Source organism: Ureibacillus suwonensis (assembly GCF_042655065.1).
In the GTDB taxonomy this organism is placed as follows: Bacteria; Bacillota; Bacilli; order Bacillales_A; family Planococcaceae; genus Ureibacillus; species Ureibacillus suwonensis.
This window is the reverse complement of the sequence record NZ_JBHSNQ010000079.1, coordinates 1-17,726: the sequence shown is the minus strand read 5'-3', so window position 1 is coordinate 17,726 and position 17,726 is coordinate 1. Positions and strand designations below refer to the sequence as shown.

The window sequence follows — 17,726 nt, the reverse complement described above, 5'->3', positions numbered from 1 at the left end:
TATATGAAGTTTGTAAAAAATGATCAAACGGCTGTTTTCGCTCTCGGCGGACTGGGCGAAATCGGCAAAAACACTTACTGCGTACAGTTTCAAGACGAAATTATTATCATCGATGCAGGCATTAAATTTCCTGAAGATGACCTTTTGGGAATCGACTATGTCATCCCTGACTACACTTATTTAGTGCGAAATGCAGATAAAATAAAAGGGTTGTTTATCACCCATGGCCATGAAGACCACATCGGTGGAATTCCGTATTTATTGCGTCAAGTCAATGTTCCGGTGTACGGAGGAAAACTGGCTCTCGGGCTCTTGCGCAACAAATTGGAAGAGCACGGATTGCTTCGCCAGACAAAGTTAATCGAAATCAAAGAAGACGATGTGATCAAATTCCGAAAAACATCCGTCAGCTTCTTCAGAACAACCCACAGTATTCCGGACGCATTTGGAATCGTGGTGAAAACACCGCCTGGCAACATCGTTCATACGGGCGACTTTAAATTCGACTTTACACCGGTTGGCGAACCCGCGAACTTAACAAAGATGGCTGAAATTGGTCGCGATGGAGTGCTTTGTTTATTGTCGGACAGCACGAATGCCGAAGTGCCCAACTTTACAATGTCAGAACGGAAAGTTGGCGAAAGCATCCACGATATTTTCCGCAAAGTGGAAGGACGCATCATCTTTGCAACTTTTGCTTCCAATATTCACCGTCTCCAACAAGTAACCGATGCAGCAGCCCAATACGGCAGAAAAATTGCGGTTTTCGGACGATCAATGGATAATGCCATTTCGATTGGTCGGGAATTAGGTTACATTACCGCTCCCAAAGAAACGTTTGTTGACGCTCAAACGATCAATCGACTTCCTGCAAATGAAGTGATGATTTTATGTACAGGCTCTCAAGGTGAACCGATGGCCGCATTGTCGCGTATCGCAAACGGCACTCACCGGCAAATTCAAATTCAGAATGGAGATACTGTTGTGTTTTCCTCTTCACCGATTCCTGGAAACACGATAAGTGTCAATAAAATTATCAACTTATTGTACAGAGCGGGAGCAGAAGTCATCCATGGATCCATCAACAACATCCATACTTCCGGACACGGTTCCCAAGAAGAACAAAAGTTGATGCTCCGATTGATGAAACCGAAATTCTTCATGCCGATCCACGGTGAATATCGCATGTTGAAAATGCATACAAAGCTTGCCATTGATTGCGATGTTCCACCTGAAAATACTTTCGTGATGGAAAATGGAGATGTGCTTGCGTTAAGCTCAGATGAAGCGTATGTGGCAGGAAGGGTTCCATCCGGAGATATCTACATCGATGGAAGCGGCATTGGTGACATCGGCAATATCGTGTTGCGCGATCGACGCATTCTTTCCGAGGAAGGATTGGTCATCGTTGTGGTCAGCGTAGATATGAAACAGCAAAAAATTATGGCAGGTCCTGATATCATTTCCAGAGGCTTTGTGTATATGCGCGAATCGGCTACGTTGATCAGTGAAGCACAAAAAATGCTTTCTGAACACTTGGCAGAAAAAATTCAGGAAAAATCCCAATGGACAGAGTTAAAAAATGAAATTACGGAAATTTTATCTCCTTATTTATTTGAAAAAACGAGACGTCGGCCAATGATTTTGCCGATTATTATGGAGGTATAAAAAACAAGGCTGCCTGGGAAGCGTTCTTCTCCTTGGCAGCCTTGCTTTATTTCCAATCCTCATATTCCACAAATAAGAACTACAATATGTCAATCCAAGTTTTAATGGCAGCGGCAGTGATAAGTACAGCCAAAATCATTTTTAACACCTTTGTATCCATTTTCTTCCCCACCTTTGCTCCAAGGGGAGTGGCAGTAATACTGGCGATGATCATAATGAAAGCGGACCAATAATCTATTTGATTGGTTATTATTTTCCCAAAAGTCCCTCCAATAGATGAGATGAAAGTGACGGCTAAACTTGTTGCAATGGTTACCCTTGTAGGAATTTTTAAAATGACTAATAAAATAGGAACGAGCAAAAAACCACCGGCTGCCCCAACAATTCCAGAACCTATTCCGACAATAAATGCCAGGGAAGCAGCCAACCATTTATTAAAAGTGAGGGTTGATATATCATCAATTTCCTTTGTGGGAATGAACATCAATAGAGCCGCGATGATAGCTAACAATCCATAAACAAAATTAATCGCTTCTTCCGAAAAATAATTGGATCCAAAACTTCCCAAAAGACTTCCTGCTAAAATGGAAACCCCCATATATAAAATAAGAGTTTTATTTAAATAACCGTCTTTGCGGTACGACCAGATGCCTGCAAGTGAGGAAAAGAATACTTGGATTGCGCTGATACCAGACACTTCATGGGCAGTGAAAGATGCGAGTCCAAAAAGTGGCGGCAAATAGAGGAGCATTGGGTATTTAATGATGGAACCACCTATTCCAACCATGCCGGAAACAAATGAGCCCACAAATCCAATGCAGAAAATGACAACGGCAAACGTGAATGCCATACTTGATTCACCTGCTTTTTTAGAACTTTTTTTCAATGTATAGCATTCACGTTGAATATCCTATAGGGGGATTCCACTAATTTTTCAGATAATATATTTATTGGCAATGCCGTATTGAATCAGTTCCGCTTTCGTTTTTAAATCCAATTTCTGCATGATGTTTGCTTTGTGGTTTTCCACTGTTTTGGAACTGATGGACAATTTATCGGCAATTTGCAAATTGGTATATCCCAATATGGTTAACCGCACAATTTCTTGTTCTCTGCTTGATAGAACGTCCTTTTTCTGTTTTCCTTTATTTTTAAACCATTTTTCAAGCTGCTCTTTTGGAATTCCAACATCATAATATTTTCTTCCTGAGTAAACCGCCTGAATGGCTTGATATACTTGGTTTGCCTGACTATTTTTTAAAATGTAGCCATCCGCATCAGTTTCAATAGCCTTTTGAATGTAAGCAAATTCATTATGCATCGTAAGCATGACAACCTTGATTTTTGGAAACTCCTTCTTTATCTTTCGAGTGGCTGTGAAACCATCAATGCCTTTTGGAATGGAAATATCCATTAAAACCACATCCACATCCAAACTGTATAACTGTTGCAAACATTCTTCTCCATCGCTCGCTTCCCCTATCACTTCCAAATCACGATAGTTTTCTAATAATAAGGCGATACCCTTGCGGATTAAAACATGGTCATCGACTAGAAAAACTTTTATCATGTATTCGGCCTCCATCTCGGAATAGTAACTTCAACAACGGTACCTTTGTTCATTTCTGAACGAATGGCACATGTACCGCTTAACAAATCAACTCGTTCTTCAATATGTTTTAAGCCGAGTCCCTTGTTTTGAATCGATTTGCGGTCAAATCCGATTCCGTCATCTTCAATTTTCATATGAATGTGCGTATTATTTTTCCGAATAGAGATTTTCACATAGGATGCCTGCGCATACTTGACCACATTGTGCAACGCTTCTTGGGCAATGCGGTATAGATTGATTTCAATAGCCGGATCACATCGGTCAAGCCCTTGGGTTGTTAACTCGAATATCAGATGAGGAGTCATTTTTTTCATATTGTCTATTAAGTTTTCCAAAGCTGCTTTCAATCCCAATTGATCTAAACTTTGCGGACGTAAATTGTAGGAATACGTATACACATCTTCAATCACTTTCCGCAGCTCATTTCGCACTTCTTTTACATAACTGGACAGTTTTTCATTATCCTGCATATACGCTTCAATCGCTTCTAAGGCGACCGAAACCGAGTAAAGTGATTGTCCAACCCCATCATGCAATTCCTGAGCTAATCGCTTATGTTCAGATTCTTTCGCATCAATCAAAGCTTGAATCATTTTTTTATTGAGCGCTGCTTCCTGCGCTTTCAACATGGTTTCACAATCCCTTAATACAAGTAAATACTCATTTTCTCCAGTTTCTACATTTCTATTAATGACCGAAACACTCATTTCCACATCCAGTGTTTTTTTTCGATTTGTTGACATTTGGGACAATATGGACGGAACATCTTCGTTGGCCATTAAATAACAAGACGGGGTTTCTACCCGCCGATTTCTTGTCGTGCAAAAACTGCAGTAAGGAACATAGTCACCAACTTTCCACCCGGTCAGCCTTTTTGCCGCTGGATTCAACATAATAATTTCCCTGGATTCCCTCATTACAACGATTCCATCTTGAATGTGTTCGTAAACCTTTTGGAAGTATTCTGTATGATTGATTTTGTGCAATGAAAACACCTCAATTAAATTACTTTCCGATATCATAATCTCATATGTTTATGATAAAAAAAATATAACAATGGCAGAAAGAATCCCTACAGAAATTGAAAAAAATAAGCAACTGATTCCGTTAAAAAGAGCCTGAGCCTCCAAACTTAATTGAACAAGTTTCGAAAGGCCCAGGCAAAATTTTTACTAGTGTTGTTTATCCATTAATTTCTTACGGCATCTGTTTGAATTTCTGTTATCCATCTTTCATATCCGCCATCTAAATTCACGACATCTTTAAATCCTTTTGACAATAAAATGCTTGTAGCTATACCCGAACGGGCACCAGAACGGCATTGCATAATAACTTTTCCTTTTGGCACTTCTTCAAGTCTATTCTTTAACGTTCCCAGCATAATGTGCTTTGCTCCATCAATATGCCCTTCTTCATACTCGGATAAATTCCGCACATCCACAATTTGCGCTTTTCCCTCACTTAATAATGTTCTTGCTTCCATTGGTGTAATATTTTCATAACTGCATAACTTATTGGATTGAGACAACATCCCCTTTACATCGGCAAAGCCGGCAATTTTGTCAATTCCAATGGAGCGGAGAGCAATCAGCACTTCTTCAATATCAGTTGGATTCGTCAATACATAAATTGGTTGATTGTAATCGACAATCCAACCTGCCCAAGTGATGAATGATTGACTCAATGGAATATTGACTGTTCCTGCAATAAAGCCTTTTGAAAAATCTTTAGGGCTTCGGGTATCGATTACTAAGAATCCATCCTTGATCACTTTTTCAATCTCTTTAAGGGAATCGATGAATGGTATTTCCGGTAAGTTTTTAATCAATTCTATTCCGATTTTGTTCACTCTCTTCATAACGGCAAAGTAATATGGTGCCTCAGGCTGTCCCCGAAGTAATTCCTTTACAAATTCCTCTTCATTTTCAATTTTCATTGCCCAGTTAAATTGCTTTTCATAACCTACCGTTGATGATGGAATCGCCCCCAACGCTCTTCCGCAGGCGCTTCCCGCTCCATGTGCCGGCCACACTTGCAAATAATCGGGCAGTTCTTTAAAACGTTGAATGGACTTAAACATTTGGCGTGCCCCAACTTCCGCAGTCCCAGCCATTCCAGCTGCTCTTTCCAATAAATCCGGACGGCCAATATCACCGACAAAAACAAAATCCCCTGTAAAAATGCCAATCGGCTTATCCGCAGCTGCACCGTCTGTTAATAAAAAGGAAATGTGCTCTGGCGTATGCCCTGGAGTATGCATCACTTCAAAAGTAAGATTCCCTAATTTAATAATGTCGCCGTCTTTCAATAGTTGATAGGAAAGCCCCTCTAAATTTGTATATTTCCAATTTTCGTCCCCTTCATCGGAAATGTACAAAGTGGCTCCGAACCGGTCGGCCAATTCCCGGGATCCGCTGACAAAATCTGCGTGAATATGCGTTTCCAATGAACCGACTATCTCCAATTTTTCCTTTCGGGCTACTTCAATATATGGTTCAATATTCCGCATAGGATCAATAACAACCGCCTTGCCATGTTGTTGGCAACCCACCATATAAGAGGCATGGGCCAATTTTTCATCGTAAAAATAACGCAATAACATAGTCATTCCTCCTTATGATTTTTTATTTAATACCGATAAAGTGGCTTGCACATATTGAAGCACCTTTTGAACAGCAGGATCTTTCAACCACTTGTAAATTGTGATTAGTTTAATAGGCTCCTGTGCAGATTCAGCCCGTTGCTGAATTTCTTTTAGCAGGGACATGCTGCTTTTTCCTTTTTCAACAATCGGATGGGCATATTCTTTTAAAGCATCAGTAATATGTTGTGTTGTCGCTTCGTCATGCATTATGGATTGTATAAAATCAAGGATATTTTCAAGTTGCTCAATCATTTTGTTCAGCCTTGGCAATTTCTCCAATAATTCAAGTATTGCTTCCAATGTTTTTAAATTGATATCGTAAGTGCGAAATAATTGATCGTATGGTTGCAAAACCTCTTTATCGGCTAAAATTTCCTTGCCGAAATTGACGTATTGTCCAATTTGTTGTAGTTGTTTTTCATAAGCCGGCAAATTTTTAAGAAAGGAAACAATAGCCTCCTGTATTTCCGGCTGTTCCAGCTGATTTTGAACAGATGTATTCACTGTTGGATTCCCTCCAATTTTACATCGTGCCTTTTAACATGCCATTCCAATATAAAACAGGCAGCAATTCTTTTTTCAAAATGTACATACTCGTCCTTTCAACTCCTTGGTCAAAAGGCATTGATTCCGTAGGTTCTTTGGAGTAGTCAAATTCCGCTAAAATCAATTTGTTATATCCTGTTACAATCGGACAAGAAGTATAGCCGTTATAAATCGTTTTTGTCGTTTGATTTCTGATGCTGGCAATCAAGTTATCAACAAGAACAGGCGCTTGCTTTCGTATGGCCGCACCTGTTTTCGAAGTAGGAAGGTTTGCGTTATCCCCCAGTCCGAAAACGTTTTCAAATTTTTTATGTTGAAGGGTATGAATGTCGACCGCCAAGAATCCTGTTTCATCTGCAAGAGGACTTTCTGCAACAAACTTCGGTGCCCCCATATATGGGGTAACATGTATCATGTCGTATTGGATTTCATCTTTTTTTCCGCTATTTAAATCTTCAAAAATCGCAATTTTTTCATCCGGTTTAATTTCTACCAAGTTATAACAGAAACGGGCATCAATCCCCTTTCTCACCAATATCTTTTCCAACTCTTGACGGTACTTGGCAACATCAAATATGGTTGCGTTTGCTGAACCGAAAATAATTTTGATTTGATCTCTTACACCTGTTTTTCTGAAATAATCATCTGCCAAGTACATAATTTTTTGAGGTGCACCGCCGCATTTTACAGGTGAAGCAGGGTGTGTAAAAACAGCGGTTCCCGATTTGAAATTCCGAATGGTTTCCCAAGTGTAATCAACATGTTCATAAGAATAATTGCTGCAAACGTTTTTCGTACCTAACGCCTCTTTTAATCCCTTAATTTTATCCCAGTGAATCTCGAGGCCTGCAGCCACCACTAAAAATTCATAATGAACGAAATCATTGTTTTCCAGTTGCACTTTATTGTCTTTTGGATAAAATTTCTTAACTGCTTGTTGAATCCAAGTAGCCCCTTCAGGAATTACTGTTTTCATGTCTCTTACAGATTTTTCTTTTTTGTATACCCCACCGCCGACCAATGTCCATAAAGGCTGATAATAATGCTTGCCGGAAGGATCAATTATGGCAATTTGATCCCTCAAAGTCGGCATTTTTCTCAAAAGCTGGGCAGCGACGGTTATCCCACCCGTTCCTCCGCCTACTATTACGATTTTATAAGTCTGATTCTCCATTTTCAGCCCCTTCCTTATCCATCAGTAATTCTCTTATTGTCATGGTATAAGATTGGAGATTTGTAACATATAGGGGAATCCCCCTAATATTTAATATTTCAGAAAATTACGAAGTTTTGTTTTCCATTTCTATTGGAACCGGACAAACAATGCTATGTCATGCTTTGGAGGAAATGCACCGGCGATCGCATGTTACAGACCTTTTTTGTCATCCTTAAATGAAAAAAAGTTATAAAGAATATTCTTATCATTCATTTTTTCATTCAAATCGTTTTATGTATAATTTTTCTAAATATGGAAGGAGTGATGTTCATGGGCACAATGCGGAAAGATCAATGGAATCCATCACTTTATGATGATAAACATTCTTTCGTTTCAGCATTTGGAGATAGTTTGGTCAAGGTGCTGGCACCGAAAAAGGGGGAAAAAATACTGGATGTCGGATGCGGAACAGGAGATTTGGCTTGTCAAATGGCGGATGCCGGAGCAAAGGTTGTTGGGATTGATTCAAGCGAAAAGATGATTGCCAAAGCGAAAGAGAAATACCCGCATCTTTCATTTTACGTAAAGGATGTGACACAACTCGATTTTCATAATGAATTTGATGCCGTTTTCTCGAATGCCGTATTGCACTGGGTCAGACAGCCCGAAAAAGCCCTGACAAATATTTATAATAGCTTAAAAAAAGGCGGCCGATTTGTTGCCGAGTTTGGCGGCAAAGGAAATGTGCAAACGATTTCCCAAGCAATTGATACGCAAATCAAAAAAGCGGGAATCGAAAAAAACATCCCATTCCCTTGGTATTTTCCGAGCATCGGGGAATATACCACTTTGATGGAACAGGCCGGTTTCCGTGTAATTTTTGCCATGCATTTTGACCGCCCTACACCGCTTGAAGGGGAAGAAGGACTAAAAAATTGGATTGACATGTTCGGAAGTCTGTTTTTCGAAGGCATCCACGAGGAAACGAAACAGCAGATTATTGAAAATGTTGAAAAATCATTGAAACCTTCCCTTTTTGAAAACGGGGTTTGGGTTGCGGATTATAAACGAATCCGTGTCATTGGCATCAAAAAACAATAGATGGGCTTCCCCTCTATTTGTGGAAATTAGAAGACTACGTTACAATAATGACATCGATGTACATACAACGCACGGAGGTAACTAATGAGAAAAGAATTTGTCGTCATCGGATTAGGACGGTTCGGAGGAAGCATCGTGGAAGAATTGGTCCGACTGGGGGCGGATGTGATGGCAATCGACTCTGATCCCGAACGGGTGGAAGATTATGCAAAAATTGCAACGGAAGCGGTCATTGCGGATGCAACGGATGAAGAAGCTTTGAAATCGCTCGGACTCCAAAATTTTGAGCATGTCATCGTCGCGATTGGGGACGATATCCAAGCCAGCATACTGGCAACGCTAATCTTAAAGGAAATGGGAGTGCCGCAAATCACAGCGAAAGCCCAAAACGATTATCATGCAAAAGTGCTGCATAAAATCGGTGCGGACGTCATCGTTCATCCGGAGAGGGATATGGGCATCCGGATCGCCAACAACATGATGTCCAATAACGTACTCGATTATCTGGAATTATCTGATGAATATTCCATTATGGAAATCAAATCCAATGATCGGATTGCCGGTTATTCCATCAAAGATTTGGACATTCGTGCCAATTACGGTATCAACATCATCGGCATCAAACGCGGGGATCACATTATTATCTCCCCTGGGGCTGATGAGAAAATCCTATTGGGCGATGTGTTGCTTGTAATCGGAGCGGTAGTGGACATCAACCGTTTCGTTAATCGGGCAATGACATAAGTGCCTGGCATTTTCGCCAGGCACTTCAATTTAGGATACGATTCAACCGCTGTTCCAACATTTTCATTCCTTTTCCGCCAGCCTGATAGTGGCGCAACAAACCGGAACGGTCAAATACGTAATACGATGGCACATATTCATTTTCAAATAAATCCGATAAGATAAAATCATTATCCACGTAGATTGGCTGTGTGATTCCTAAATCTTTGGCCACTTGTTCAATCGTTTCCAAATCCTGGTCCTCTTCGGAACGGGGCATATGCACAGCCACAACATTCAATTGATTTTTATACTTTTCCCGAAGCCCGTTAAGATCAGGCATCGCTTCTTTACATATATAACAGCTGACCGACCAGAAATGAATTAACGTCGCTTTTTCCCCCAGCAACTCTTCCTTCGTCACTTTACCATTGATCCAGGTCGTTGCACCACCCAACTCAGGCAATGGTGAACGCAGTTTCATCGATTTCCTCCTTTTATTGATAAATCCCCACATTAATTAATATGGGAAAAAACATCACAAAGTTGATTCGCCTGGACGCCAATTGGCTGGGCATAGGCCTCCCGTTTGAAGCGCCTGCAATACACGCAAAACTTCATCCACATCCCTGCCCACATTGTTGTGATGCACCACTTCATATTGAATTTGGCCCAGAGGATTAATAATGAATAATCCGCGCAATGCGACTCCCTCTTCTTCGATTAACACTCCGTACTCCTTGGCCACAGCATGGGTATGATCTGAAGCCAAAGGATATTTCAGTGTACCGATGCCGTTTTTTGTGCGCTCCGTATTAATCCAGGCAAGGTGGGTATATATGGAATCCGTCGAAACACCAATCACTTCCGCTTCCAATTCCTGAAACTCATCATAACGGTCGCTGATTGCCGTAATTTCAGTCGGACATACGAATGTGAAATCCATTGGATAAAAAAATAAAACTGTCCATTTCCCTTCATTTATAATTTTTTCCAAAGAGACTTTACCAAAGGTTTTGTCCGGCATTACCGCATCCAGTTCAAATAATGGTGCCTGTTTGCCGACTAAACGCTCTGCCATGATTGTTTCCCCCCTTATTGAATAATGAAGGTAATACTTTCCTAATTTTTACACTAACAAATGAATGAATGAATTTCAATTTATTTCACAAAACGTCCTTTATTATCATACTGAAAACCCCATAAAAATATATCTCCACAGAATTGTTCCGTTGCGAATCGGTCCACAAATCAGCTGCTTCTCCAAAGAAGCCTTTTGAAATTGAAATTTTAATAAAAAATGTTGCATTCCCTTTAAAATTCTGTATAATCATTATCTGTAATTGTAAACTTAAAGTTTTGTATTAGTAAACTTTCTTACTGAATGTTTAGGAAAAATAAACCGCTTGTTGCTAAAGAGGAGTTTTACTATATGCAAATTGGAAAGAAAATTAAAGCATTGCGCATTAAAAAAGGGTTGACACAAGAAGAGCTTGGTGAAAGAACAGATTTGACAAAAGGCTATATTTCCCAGCTTGAACGTGATTTAAATTCCCCTTCCATCGACACGCTTTTTACCATTTTAGAAGTGTTGGGTTCAACCCCCAAAGAATTTTTCGATGATGATATGGAAGAACAAAAAGTGGTTTACAGCGAAGAAGACCAAACCTCTTATATAGATGAAGAAAAGAAATACGAAATCAAATGGCTGATTCCCACTTCCAACGATAAAGAAATGGAGCCGGTGATTATCACTTTTCAAAAAGGCGGGGAATATAAACAATTTGAACCTTCCCTTTCGGAAACCTTCATTTATGTTTTGAAGGGGCGGATCCGTGTAGTGCTGGGGGAAGAAGAATTTATTGCAAGCGAAGGAAACTCGGTCTACTATGAAGCTTCTAGCAATCACCAAATTTTTAATGCCAATGATGGTGAGTCACAACTGCTTCTTGTAGCAACAGAATCTTATTTATAGGGTTTAGGAGGCTTGAGTATGGGTAACACAATCATTCAATTTGAAAATGTTTCAAAATCTTATGACGATGGAACAGTCGTACTGAAAAATATCAACTTTGAACTGGAAAAAGGAAAATTTTATACCCTACTGGGGCCATCAGGTTGCGGGAAAACAACCATCCTTCGAATCATCGCGGGTTTCACAGCGCCTTCTAGCGGAAACGTTTACTTTAATGGAAAAAAAATAAACAACGTTCCGGCTCACCAGCGGCAAGTCAACACAGTGTTTCAGGATTATGCACTTTTTCCTCATTTAAATGTTTTTGAAAATGTCGCGTTCGGCTTGCGCATAAAAAAAATGAAAGAAAAAGAAATCCAAGAGCGTGTGAGAGAAGCGCTGAAATTTGTCAACTTGGAAGGATTTGAAAACCGGGAAATATCCGAAATGTCAGGGGGGCAACGACAACGGGTTGCCATTGCCCGGGCCATTGTCAATGATCCGGAAGTGATTTTACTCGATGAACCATTGTCAGCTCTTGATTTAAAATTGCGTTATGAAATGCAATATGAACTCAGGGAATTGCAGCAACGCCTCGGCAAAACCTTTGTGTTTGTCACTCACGATCAAGAAGAGGCGTTGGCCATGTCCGATGAGATTTTTGTTTTGAATGATGGCGAAATTCAACAATCCGGTTCCCCTGTTGATATATACGATGAACCAATCAACCGGTTCGTTGCGGATTTCATTGGAGAATCGAACATCGTTGAGGGAATCATGTTGGAAGACTATAAAGTGCAATTTACCGGAAAAGTATTTGATTGTGTGGATAAAGGGATGAAACCGAACGAAAAAGTGGATATTGTCATCCGCCCGGAAGACTTGGAAATCACTTCCGTCGATAAAGGGAAGCTTGTTGTGACGGTGGATACCCAATTATTCCGAGGCGTGCATTATGAATTATCAACTTATGACAAAGACGGCAATGAATGGCTTGTCCATTCTTTGAAAAAGGCGGAAGTGGGCGAAGAAATCGGCTTATATTTTGAACCGGAAGCAATCCATGTCATGCGTTTGAACGAGACGGAAGAAGAATTCGACAAGCGATTGGAATCCTATGGAGATGATGAGCGGAATGCGTGATCGCGTAGCAAAGGGGCCTCTCATCCCCTATATTCTTTGGATTGTATTCTTCGTCATCGCTCCAATCGCGTTAATCGTCTATTATTCCATGCTCGATTTGAACGGCCATTTCACATTCGAAAACTATAAACGATTCTTTTCGCCTGTTTATCTGAAAATGACATTCACAAGCTTTTTTTACGCCGTTGTGATTACATTCTTTACTTTATTGGTATCTTACCCAACGGCCTACTTTTTGACGAAAACGAAACATAAATATCTTTGGCTGATGTTCATCATCATTCCTTCATGGATCAACCTGCTGTTAAAAACCTATGCATTCATCGGCATCTTCGGTTTATACGGACCGATCAATGCCGTCATCAGCGTGTTTGGTATCGAGCCGAAACAAATCTTGTTTACCGATTTCAGCTTTATCTTTGTGGCTGTGTATATCTTTATTCCATTTATGATTATTCCGATTTTCAACTCCTTGGATAAACTGAATCCATCATTGGTGGATGCGGCAAGGGATTTAGGGGCATCACCATTTACCACTTTCCGCCGCGTCATTTGGCCATTGACGATTGAAGGGGTGAAATCGGGAATCCAGGTGACATTCATCCCTGCCTTGTCGCTCTTTATGATTACGCGCTTAATAGCAGGAAACCAGGTGATTACACTGGGTACAGCCATTGAACAGCAATTCCTTGTGGCGCAGAACTGGGGAATGGGTTCAACGATTGCCGTATTCCTCGTGCTGATCATGTTTGCAAGCATGATTTTTACTGCCAGAACTAGAAAAACTAAAGGAGGCCGCGTATAATGAATAAATTATCAACATCTGCAAAAGTTTATCTGGTTGTCGTATTCATTATATTATACGCGCCTATCTTTTATTTGATTTTCTATTCGTTCAACAGCGGCGGTTCCATGTCCAACTTTGAATCCTTTACATGGGAACATTATAAAGCCGTTTTTGAAGATTCCCGGCTGTTGGTGATTTTGATTAATACGATCATCATCGCTCTGTTGTCGAGCCTGATTTCCACCATTCTCGGCACTTTGGGGGCAATAGGAATCGCATCCATCAAAAGCAGGAAAATGCGGAATACATTGCTTTCATTGAATAACATTTTGATTGTCAGCCCGGATGTTGTCATCGGGGCGAGCTTCTTAATCCTTTTTACAATGATCGGCGTGAAACTTGGGTTTGCATCCGTGTTAATTTCCCATATTGCCTTCAGCATACCGATCGTTGTGCTGATGGTGTTGCCGAAGCTGGCTGAGATGAATCCGAATTTAATTGACGCAGCTCAGGATTTGGGGGCTACGAAAAGGGATGTCATGTATCGCGTGATTATTCCTTACATCAAACCGGGCATTTTTGCCGGCTTCTTTATGGCGCTCACTTATTCGCTCGATGATTTCGCCGTTACATTTTTCGTGACAGGAAACGGATTCACGACATTATCCGTGGAAATCTATTCCATTGCCCGTGTAGGTATTTCGTTGACGGTCAATGCCCTTTCCGGAATTATCTTTATCGTGACGGTGCTGATTGTCATTGGATATTATTTCGTAACCCGCCGCACGAAATTGATCAACGGGGGGGTCGGTAAATTATGAAATCTTTGATCAATATAAGCATTGCCATTTTAATCGTCTGTGCCGGGCTTTATTTTGTCGCTGACCATTTGGAAGCCTCCGGAAGCAAAGGAAGCAAAGACACGATCACAATCTACAACTGGGGTGACTACATCGATCCGGACTTATTGAAACGATTTACCAAAGAAACCGGCATTAAAATCATTTACGAAACGTTTGATTCCAATGAAGCGATGCTCACCAAAATCGAGCAAGGCGGCACAACTTACGATATCGCTGTCCCGTCTGAATATACAATCGAAATGATGATTGAAAAAGACTTGCTTTATCCGATTGATCATTCAAAAATCCCAAATTTAAAATACATCGATCCTTATTATTTGGATTTGCCTTTTGATCCTGGCAATAAATATTCCATCCCTTATTTCTGGGGTACGGTGGGAATCGTTTATAATCCAAACTTGCTCTCCAAACCTTTGACTTTTGAATCTTGGAACGATTTATGGGATCCTTCATTGAAAAACAAAGTATTCTTGGTGGACAGCGCCCGTGAAGTTATGGGAATGGGCTTAAACTCAATGGGGGAATCGTTGAATGCAAAAGATGAAGAACTATTGCAAAAAGCAACAGATAAGCTCATTAAACTCTCTCCAAATATTAAAGGGGTAATCGGCGATGAGATTATTCCGATGATGGAGAATAATGAAGCAGCCGTTGCTCTCACTTGGTCTGGTTCTGCCGCAGATATGATGGCGGAAAACGAAGAATTGGACTATGCGGTGCCGAAAGAAGGTTCCAATTTGTGGTTTGACAACTTTGTCATCCCGAAAACGGCGAAAAATATCGAAGGTGCCCACGCTTTTATTAACTTCATGCTCGACCCGGAAGTGGCTGCCCAAAATGCGGAATATGTAGGATACTCCACACCGAATAAAGCAGCATTAGAAATTATGGATCCGGAAATCGCCAACGATGAGCGCTTCTATCCTCCTGAAGAAATTAAAAACAGATTGGAAGTATATGAAAATCTAGGTTTGGAATGGCTCGGAAAATATAATGAATACTTTTTGCAATTCAAAATGTCCATTAAATAACATCTAAAAATGAAAAGGGTTTTACATAGTCGATACAACGATATGTAAAACCCTTTCTTTTTTATTAACATCTTCATGATCTCATTGAGAGGCCATTGCTTTATACACCGCTTCAATTGCATGAATTTTTGCCGTATCAAATAAAGGCACTTCCGAATCCTCTTGCTTCACTAGTAAACCAATTTCCGTGCATCCCAAAATAATTCCTTCCGCACCTTGTTCAACTAAATTTTGAATCACGTTCTTGAAATAATCTCTTGATGATGGTTGGATTTTGCCTAAACACAATTCTTCATAAATAATCTGATTGATCCTTTTTCTTTCTTCTTCATTCGGCACCAAAACTTTTATTCCGTTTGATTCAATCCGTGATTTATAAAAATCCTGCTTTATCGTGTATGTCCCTCTGGAGGCTTAATCTTTTGATCTGCTCTGCAGTGGCATCCGCAATATGTAAAACGGGGATGTTTATTTTTTCTTCCACATACTCTACCACCTTATGCATCGTATTCGTACAAATGACAATAAAATCCGCCCCCGCTTTTTCCAATGAATAAGCCACATTTCCTAACAGCTTTCCTGCTTCCTCCCACTTGCTTTCCGACTGGAACCGCTCGATTTCCTCAAAATCGACGCTGTATAAAAGACATTTTGCCGAATGCAAACCACCCAATCTTTTCTTCACTTCTTCATTGATGATTCGATAGTATTCAACCGTAGATTCCCAACTCATTCCGCCGATTAGCCCTATTGTTTTCATGTAAGTTCCTCCACTATTTCATTGTCATCAGTTCAGTGAACACTTCATAAAATGCAAAAATTTTGGGAAACAACATTTTGGCATTTTGTATTTTTTTGGATAAATTGATGAAAAAATATTAAAATAAAATTTGCCCGCCAGCATAATCAATGGTTGAACCATTTAATATCTTGCCGTTGGTATCGTTATGTTTATATTTTACAAAAAAATATGTTAAATTAATGTTATTTCAAGTAAATTTCATCTATGTTTTGCCCTTCGCAATATGATAAAATATACTTCATTATTTTGAAAGAACGGTTTTTGAATTGAATGGTAGGTGTGCGTATGTCACAGAACAAGAAAAAATTCATCATCATTATGTTAATGTTTAATTTATTTATCACGATGGGAGGCGTTGGTACAGTTGTTCCGGTATTGCCTTCCTATTTGCAATTATTTGGGGTTGGAGGCACCATTCTCGGATTTTTAATTGCCGATTTTGCCTTTGCCCAATTTATTTTTTCACCGATAGCAGGAAATTTATCGGACCAACACGGAAGAAAAATTTTCATCATTATCGGTCTCATCATTTTTGGTTGTTCCCAAATTATTTTCGGAATGGCAAAAGCGATTGGCATGTTGTTCTTCGCACGCTTTCTTACCGGTACAGGAGCAGCCTTCATCATGCCGCCGGTAATGGCCTATGCTGCGGATATTACCACCATAGAAGAACGCGGGAAAAGTATGGGGCTTTTGGGTGCAGCCATCTCTTTCGGATTTATGATCGGACCGGGAATTGGCGGCTTCCTGGCAAAAGTGAATTTGCATTTCCCTTTCTATTTTGTGGGCGTCGTTGCTCTAATCGCTGCCCTCATCTCGTATATTGTATTACCGAATATTAAATTGCGGCCGACTCAAGAAAGAATTCCGGCAAACAGAGAAAATTTCTTTAAACAATTAGCCCGCTCCATACATACTTCCTATTTCGTCATGTTGATCGTCGTGTTCGTATTCAGTTTCGGCATCGCCAATTTCCAATCCACCCTGTCCATGTATTTATCGGAGAAGTTTGATTATACACCAATGGATATCGCGATTGTGATGACGATTGGCGGATTTCTTGGCGTCATCTTGCAATTGTTCATTGTCGATCAATTATTCAAACGCTTTGGAGAAATGAAAGTCATTTTAGTCAATTTAATCATCGCGGCCATATCGATGATTGGCATGGTGTATGTCAGCGGATTCTTCCTTATTTTGTTGGTTGCATCAGTCTTTCAAATCGCCACTACCTTTATCCGGCCAGCCGTTAACACATTGATTTCAAAACTGGCAGGAAACGAGCAGGGATATGCAGCCGGCATGAATAATGCCTATATGAGTTTGGGCAATATGATCGGCCCGGCCCTTGCCGGCGTACTCCTTGAATGGAAGCTGTCTTCCCCATTTATTTTCGGTGCAATGATTTTATTCGGCTGCTACCTCTTGGCCCATCTTTGGACCGTCAAAAAAGCGCCGCAATTATTGAAAACAACAAATGAATAAAATCGTGGGCGGATGGACGCTTGCTTTCCATCCGCCCTTTTTATCTTTGGGGATAAGTTTTTTGAATATATTCAATGGAATGAATAGATGTAGTATAGATTTATGGACACAACTTGGTTAAGTCATTAATATTAAACTAACGAAAGGTTGTGTCCGAATCATGAGTCAAAAACGGTATAATCAAGAATTTAAACAAACAGTAGTTGAGCTT

General features: G+C 40.2%; 17 protein-coding genes and 1 pseudogene. 9 read left to right on the top strand and 9 right to left on the bottom strand.

Features of this window, described 5'->3' with window-relative positions; genetic code table 11:
* Window positions 1–3 precede the first annotated feature (3 nt).
* Window positions 4–1,668 (top strand): ribonuclease J1, encoded by a 1,665-nt coding sequence (rnjA, locus tag ACFPOH_RS09430; RefSeq protein WP_390309489.1) that lies wholly within the window; start codon window positions 4–6, stop codon window positions 1,666–1,668.
* 79 nt (window positions 1,669–1,747) lie between these two features.
* On the opposite strand, the gene ACFPOH_RS09425 is transcribed toward rnjA, so the two are convergent.
* The 6 genes from ACFPOH_RS09425 to ACFPOH_RS09400 all read right to left on the bottom strand — a co-directional run bounded on the left by ACFPOH_RS09425 (window position 1,748) and on the right by ACFPOH_RS09400 (window position 7,644).
* Window positions 1,748–2,518 carry a sulfite exporter TauE/SafE family protein gene (locus ACFPOH_RS09425; RefSeq protein ID WP_342470038.1) on the bottom strand — a complete coding sequence of 257 codons (771 nt, stop codon included), beginning with the start codon at window positions 2,516–2,518 and terminating at the stop codon, window positions 1,748–1,750.
* A gap of 84 nt (window positions 2,519–2,602) precedes the next feature.
* The gene (locus ACFPOH_RS09420; RefSeq protein ID WP_390309488.1) at window positions 2,603–3,238 is read right to left on the bottom strand and encodes a response regulator; all 636 of its coding nucleotides are present in this window, start codon (window positions 3,236–3,238) and stop codon (window positions 2,603–2,605) included.
* Window positions 3,235–4,266, bottom strand: coding sequence for an ATP-binding protein (locus tag ACFPOH_RS09415; protein ID WP_342470039.1), 1,032 nt, complete (start codon window positions 4,264–4,266; stop codon window positions 3,235–3,237). The genes ACFPOH_RS09420 and ACFPOH_RS09415 overlap by 4 nt, the downstream gene beginning before the upstream one ends.
* A gap of 203 nt (window positions 4,267–4,469) precedes the next feature.
* Window positions 4,470–5,882: an MBL fold metallo-hydrolase gene (locus ACFPOH_RS09410; protein WP_390309487.1), complete on the bottom strand. Its 1,413-nt coding sequence runs from the start codon at window positions 5,880–5,882 to the stop codon at window positions 4,470–4,472.
* Window positions 5,883–5,894: 12 nt separating this feature from the next.
* Entirely contained in the window at window positions 5,895–6,428 is a 534-nt protein-coding gene (locus ACFPOH_RS09405; RefSeq protein ID WP_390309486.1) for a helical membrane plugin domain-containing protein, read from the bottom strand.
* A 19-nt stretch (window positions 6,429–6,447) separates the two neighbouring features.
* Window positions 6,448–7,644 carry an NAD(P)/FAD-dependent oxidoreductase gene (locus ACFPOH_RS09400; protein WP_390309485.1) on the bottom strand — a complete coding sequence of 399 codons (1,197 nt, stop codon included), beginning with the start codon at window positions 7,642–7,644 and terminating at the stop codon, window positions 6,448–6,450.
* Between the two features lie 312 nt (window positions 7,645–7,956).
* On the opposite strand from ACFPOH_RS09400, the gene ACFPOH_RS09395 reads away from it, so the two are divergent.
* Window positions 7,957–8,727: a class I SAM-dependent methyltransferase gene (locus ACFPOH_RS09395; RefSeq protein ID WP_141602981.1), complete on the top strand. Its 771-nt coding sequence runs from the start codon at window positions 7,957–7,959 to the stop codon at window positions 8,725–8,727.
* Between the two features lie 84 nt (window positions 8,728–8,811).
* Window positions 8,812–9,471, top strand: a complete 660-nt coding sequence (locus ACFPOH_RS09390) for a potassium channel family protein (RefSeq protein WP_342470041.1) — start codon at window positions 8,812–8,814, stop codon at window positions 9,469–9,471.
* 25 nt (window positions 9,472–9,496) lie between these two features.
* Here ACFPOH_RS09390 and ACFPOH_RS09385 read toward each other — a convergent pair whose 3' ends face one another.
* The gene (locus tag ACFPOH_RS09385) at window positions 9,497–9,934 is read right to left on the bottom strand and encodes a TlpA family protein disulfide reductase (RefSeq protein WP_141602979.1); all 438 of its coding nucleotides are present in this window, start codon (window positions 9,932–9,934) and stop codon (window positions 9,497–9,499) included.
* A 54-nt stretch (window positions 9,935–9,988) separates the two neighbouring features.
* The gene (locus tag ACFPOH_RS09380; protein ID WP_141602978.1) at window positions 9,989–10,531 is read right to left on the bottom strand and encodes a peroxiredoxin; all 543 of its coding nucleotides are present in this window, start codon (window positions 10,529–10,531) and stop codon (window positions 9,989–9,991) included.
* A 351-nt stretch (window positions 10,532–10,882) separates the two neighbouring features.
* Between ACFPOH_RS09380 and ACFPOH_RS09375 the strand changes: the two genes are divergently transcribed.
* From ACFPOH_RS09375 to ACFPOH_RS09355, 5 genes are read left to right on the top strand one after another with little or no spacing between them, the layout of a single operon-like run.
* Window positions 10,883–11,425, top strand: a complete 543-nt coding sequence (locus tag ACFPOH_RS09375; RefSeq protein WP_141602977.1) for a helix-turn-helix domain-containing protein — start codon at window positions 10,883–10,885, stop codon at window positions 11,423–11,425.
* A gap of 18 nt (window positions 11,426–11,443) precedes the next feature.
* Window positions 11,444–12,547, top strand: a complete 1,104-nt coding sequence (locus ACFPOH_RS09370) for an ABC transporter ATP-binding protein (protein ID WP_342470042.1) — start codon at window positions 11,444–11,446, stop codon at window positions 12,545–12,547.
* A complete protein-coding gene (locus tag ACFPOH_RS09365) occupies window positions 12,540–13,352 on the top strand; it encodes an ABC transporter permease (RefSeq protein WP_390309483.1) in 813 nt (270 codons plus the stop codon). The genes ACFPOH_RS09370 and ACFPOH_RS09365 overlap by 8 nt, the downstream gene beginning before the upstream one ends.
* Window positions 13,352–14,155, top strand: a complete 804-nt coding sequence (locus ACFPOH_RS09360; RefSeq protein ID WP_390309482.1) for an ABC transporter permease — start codon at window positions 13,352–13,354, stop codon at window positions 14,153–14,155. The genes ACFPOH_RS09365 and ACFPOH_RS09360 overlap by 1 nt, the downstream gene beginning before the upstream one ends.
* Entirely contained in the window at window positions 14,152–15,228 is a 1,077-nt protein-coding gene (locus ACFPOH_RS09355) for an ABC transporter substrate-binding protein (RefSeq protein WP_390309481.1), read from the top strand. Before ACFPOH_RS09360 ends, ACFPOH_RS09355 begins: the two co-directional genes overlap by 4 nt.
* Window positions 15,229–15,309: 81 nt before the next feature.
* Here ACFPOH_RS09355 and ACFPOH_RS09350 read toward each other — a convergent pair.
* Window positions 15,310–15,988 (bottom strand): annotated as a pseudogene (locus ACFPOH_RS09350) (aspartate/glutamate racemase family protein).
* Between the two features lie 327 nt (window positions 15,989–16,315).
* Between ACFPOH_RS09350 and ACFPOH_RS09345 the strand changes: the two are divergent.
* A complete protein-coding gene (locus ACFPOH_RS09345; RefSeq protein WP_390309480.1) occupies window positions 16,316–17,515 on the top strand; it encodes an MFS transporter in 1,200 nt (399 codons plus the stop codon).
* The last annotated feature ends 211 nt before the right edge of the window (window positions 17,516–17,726 follow it).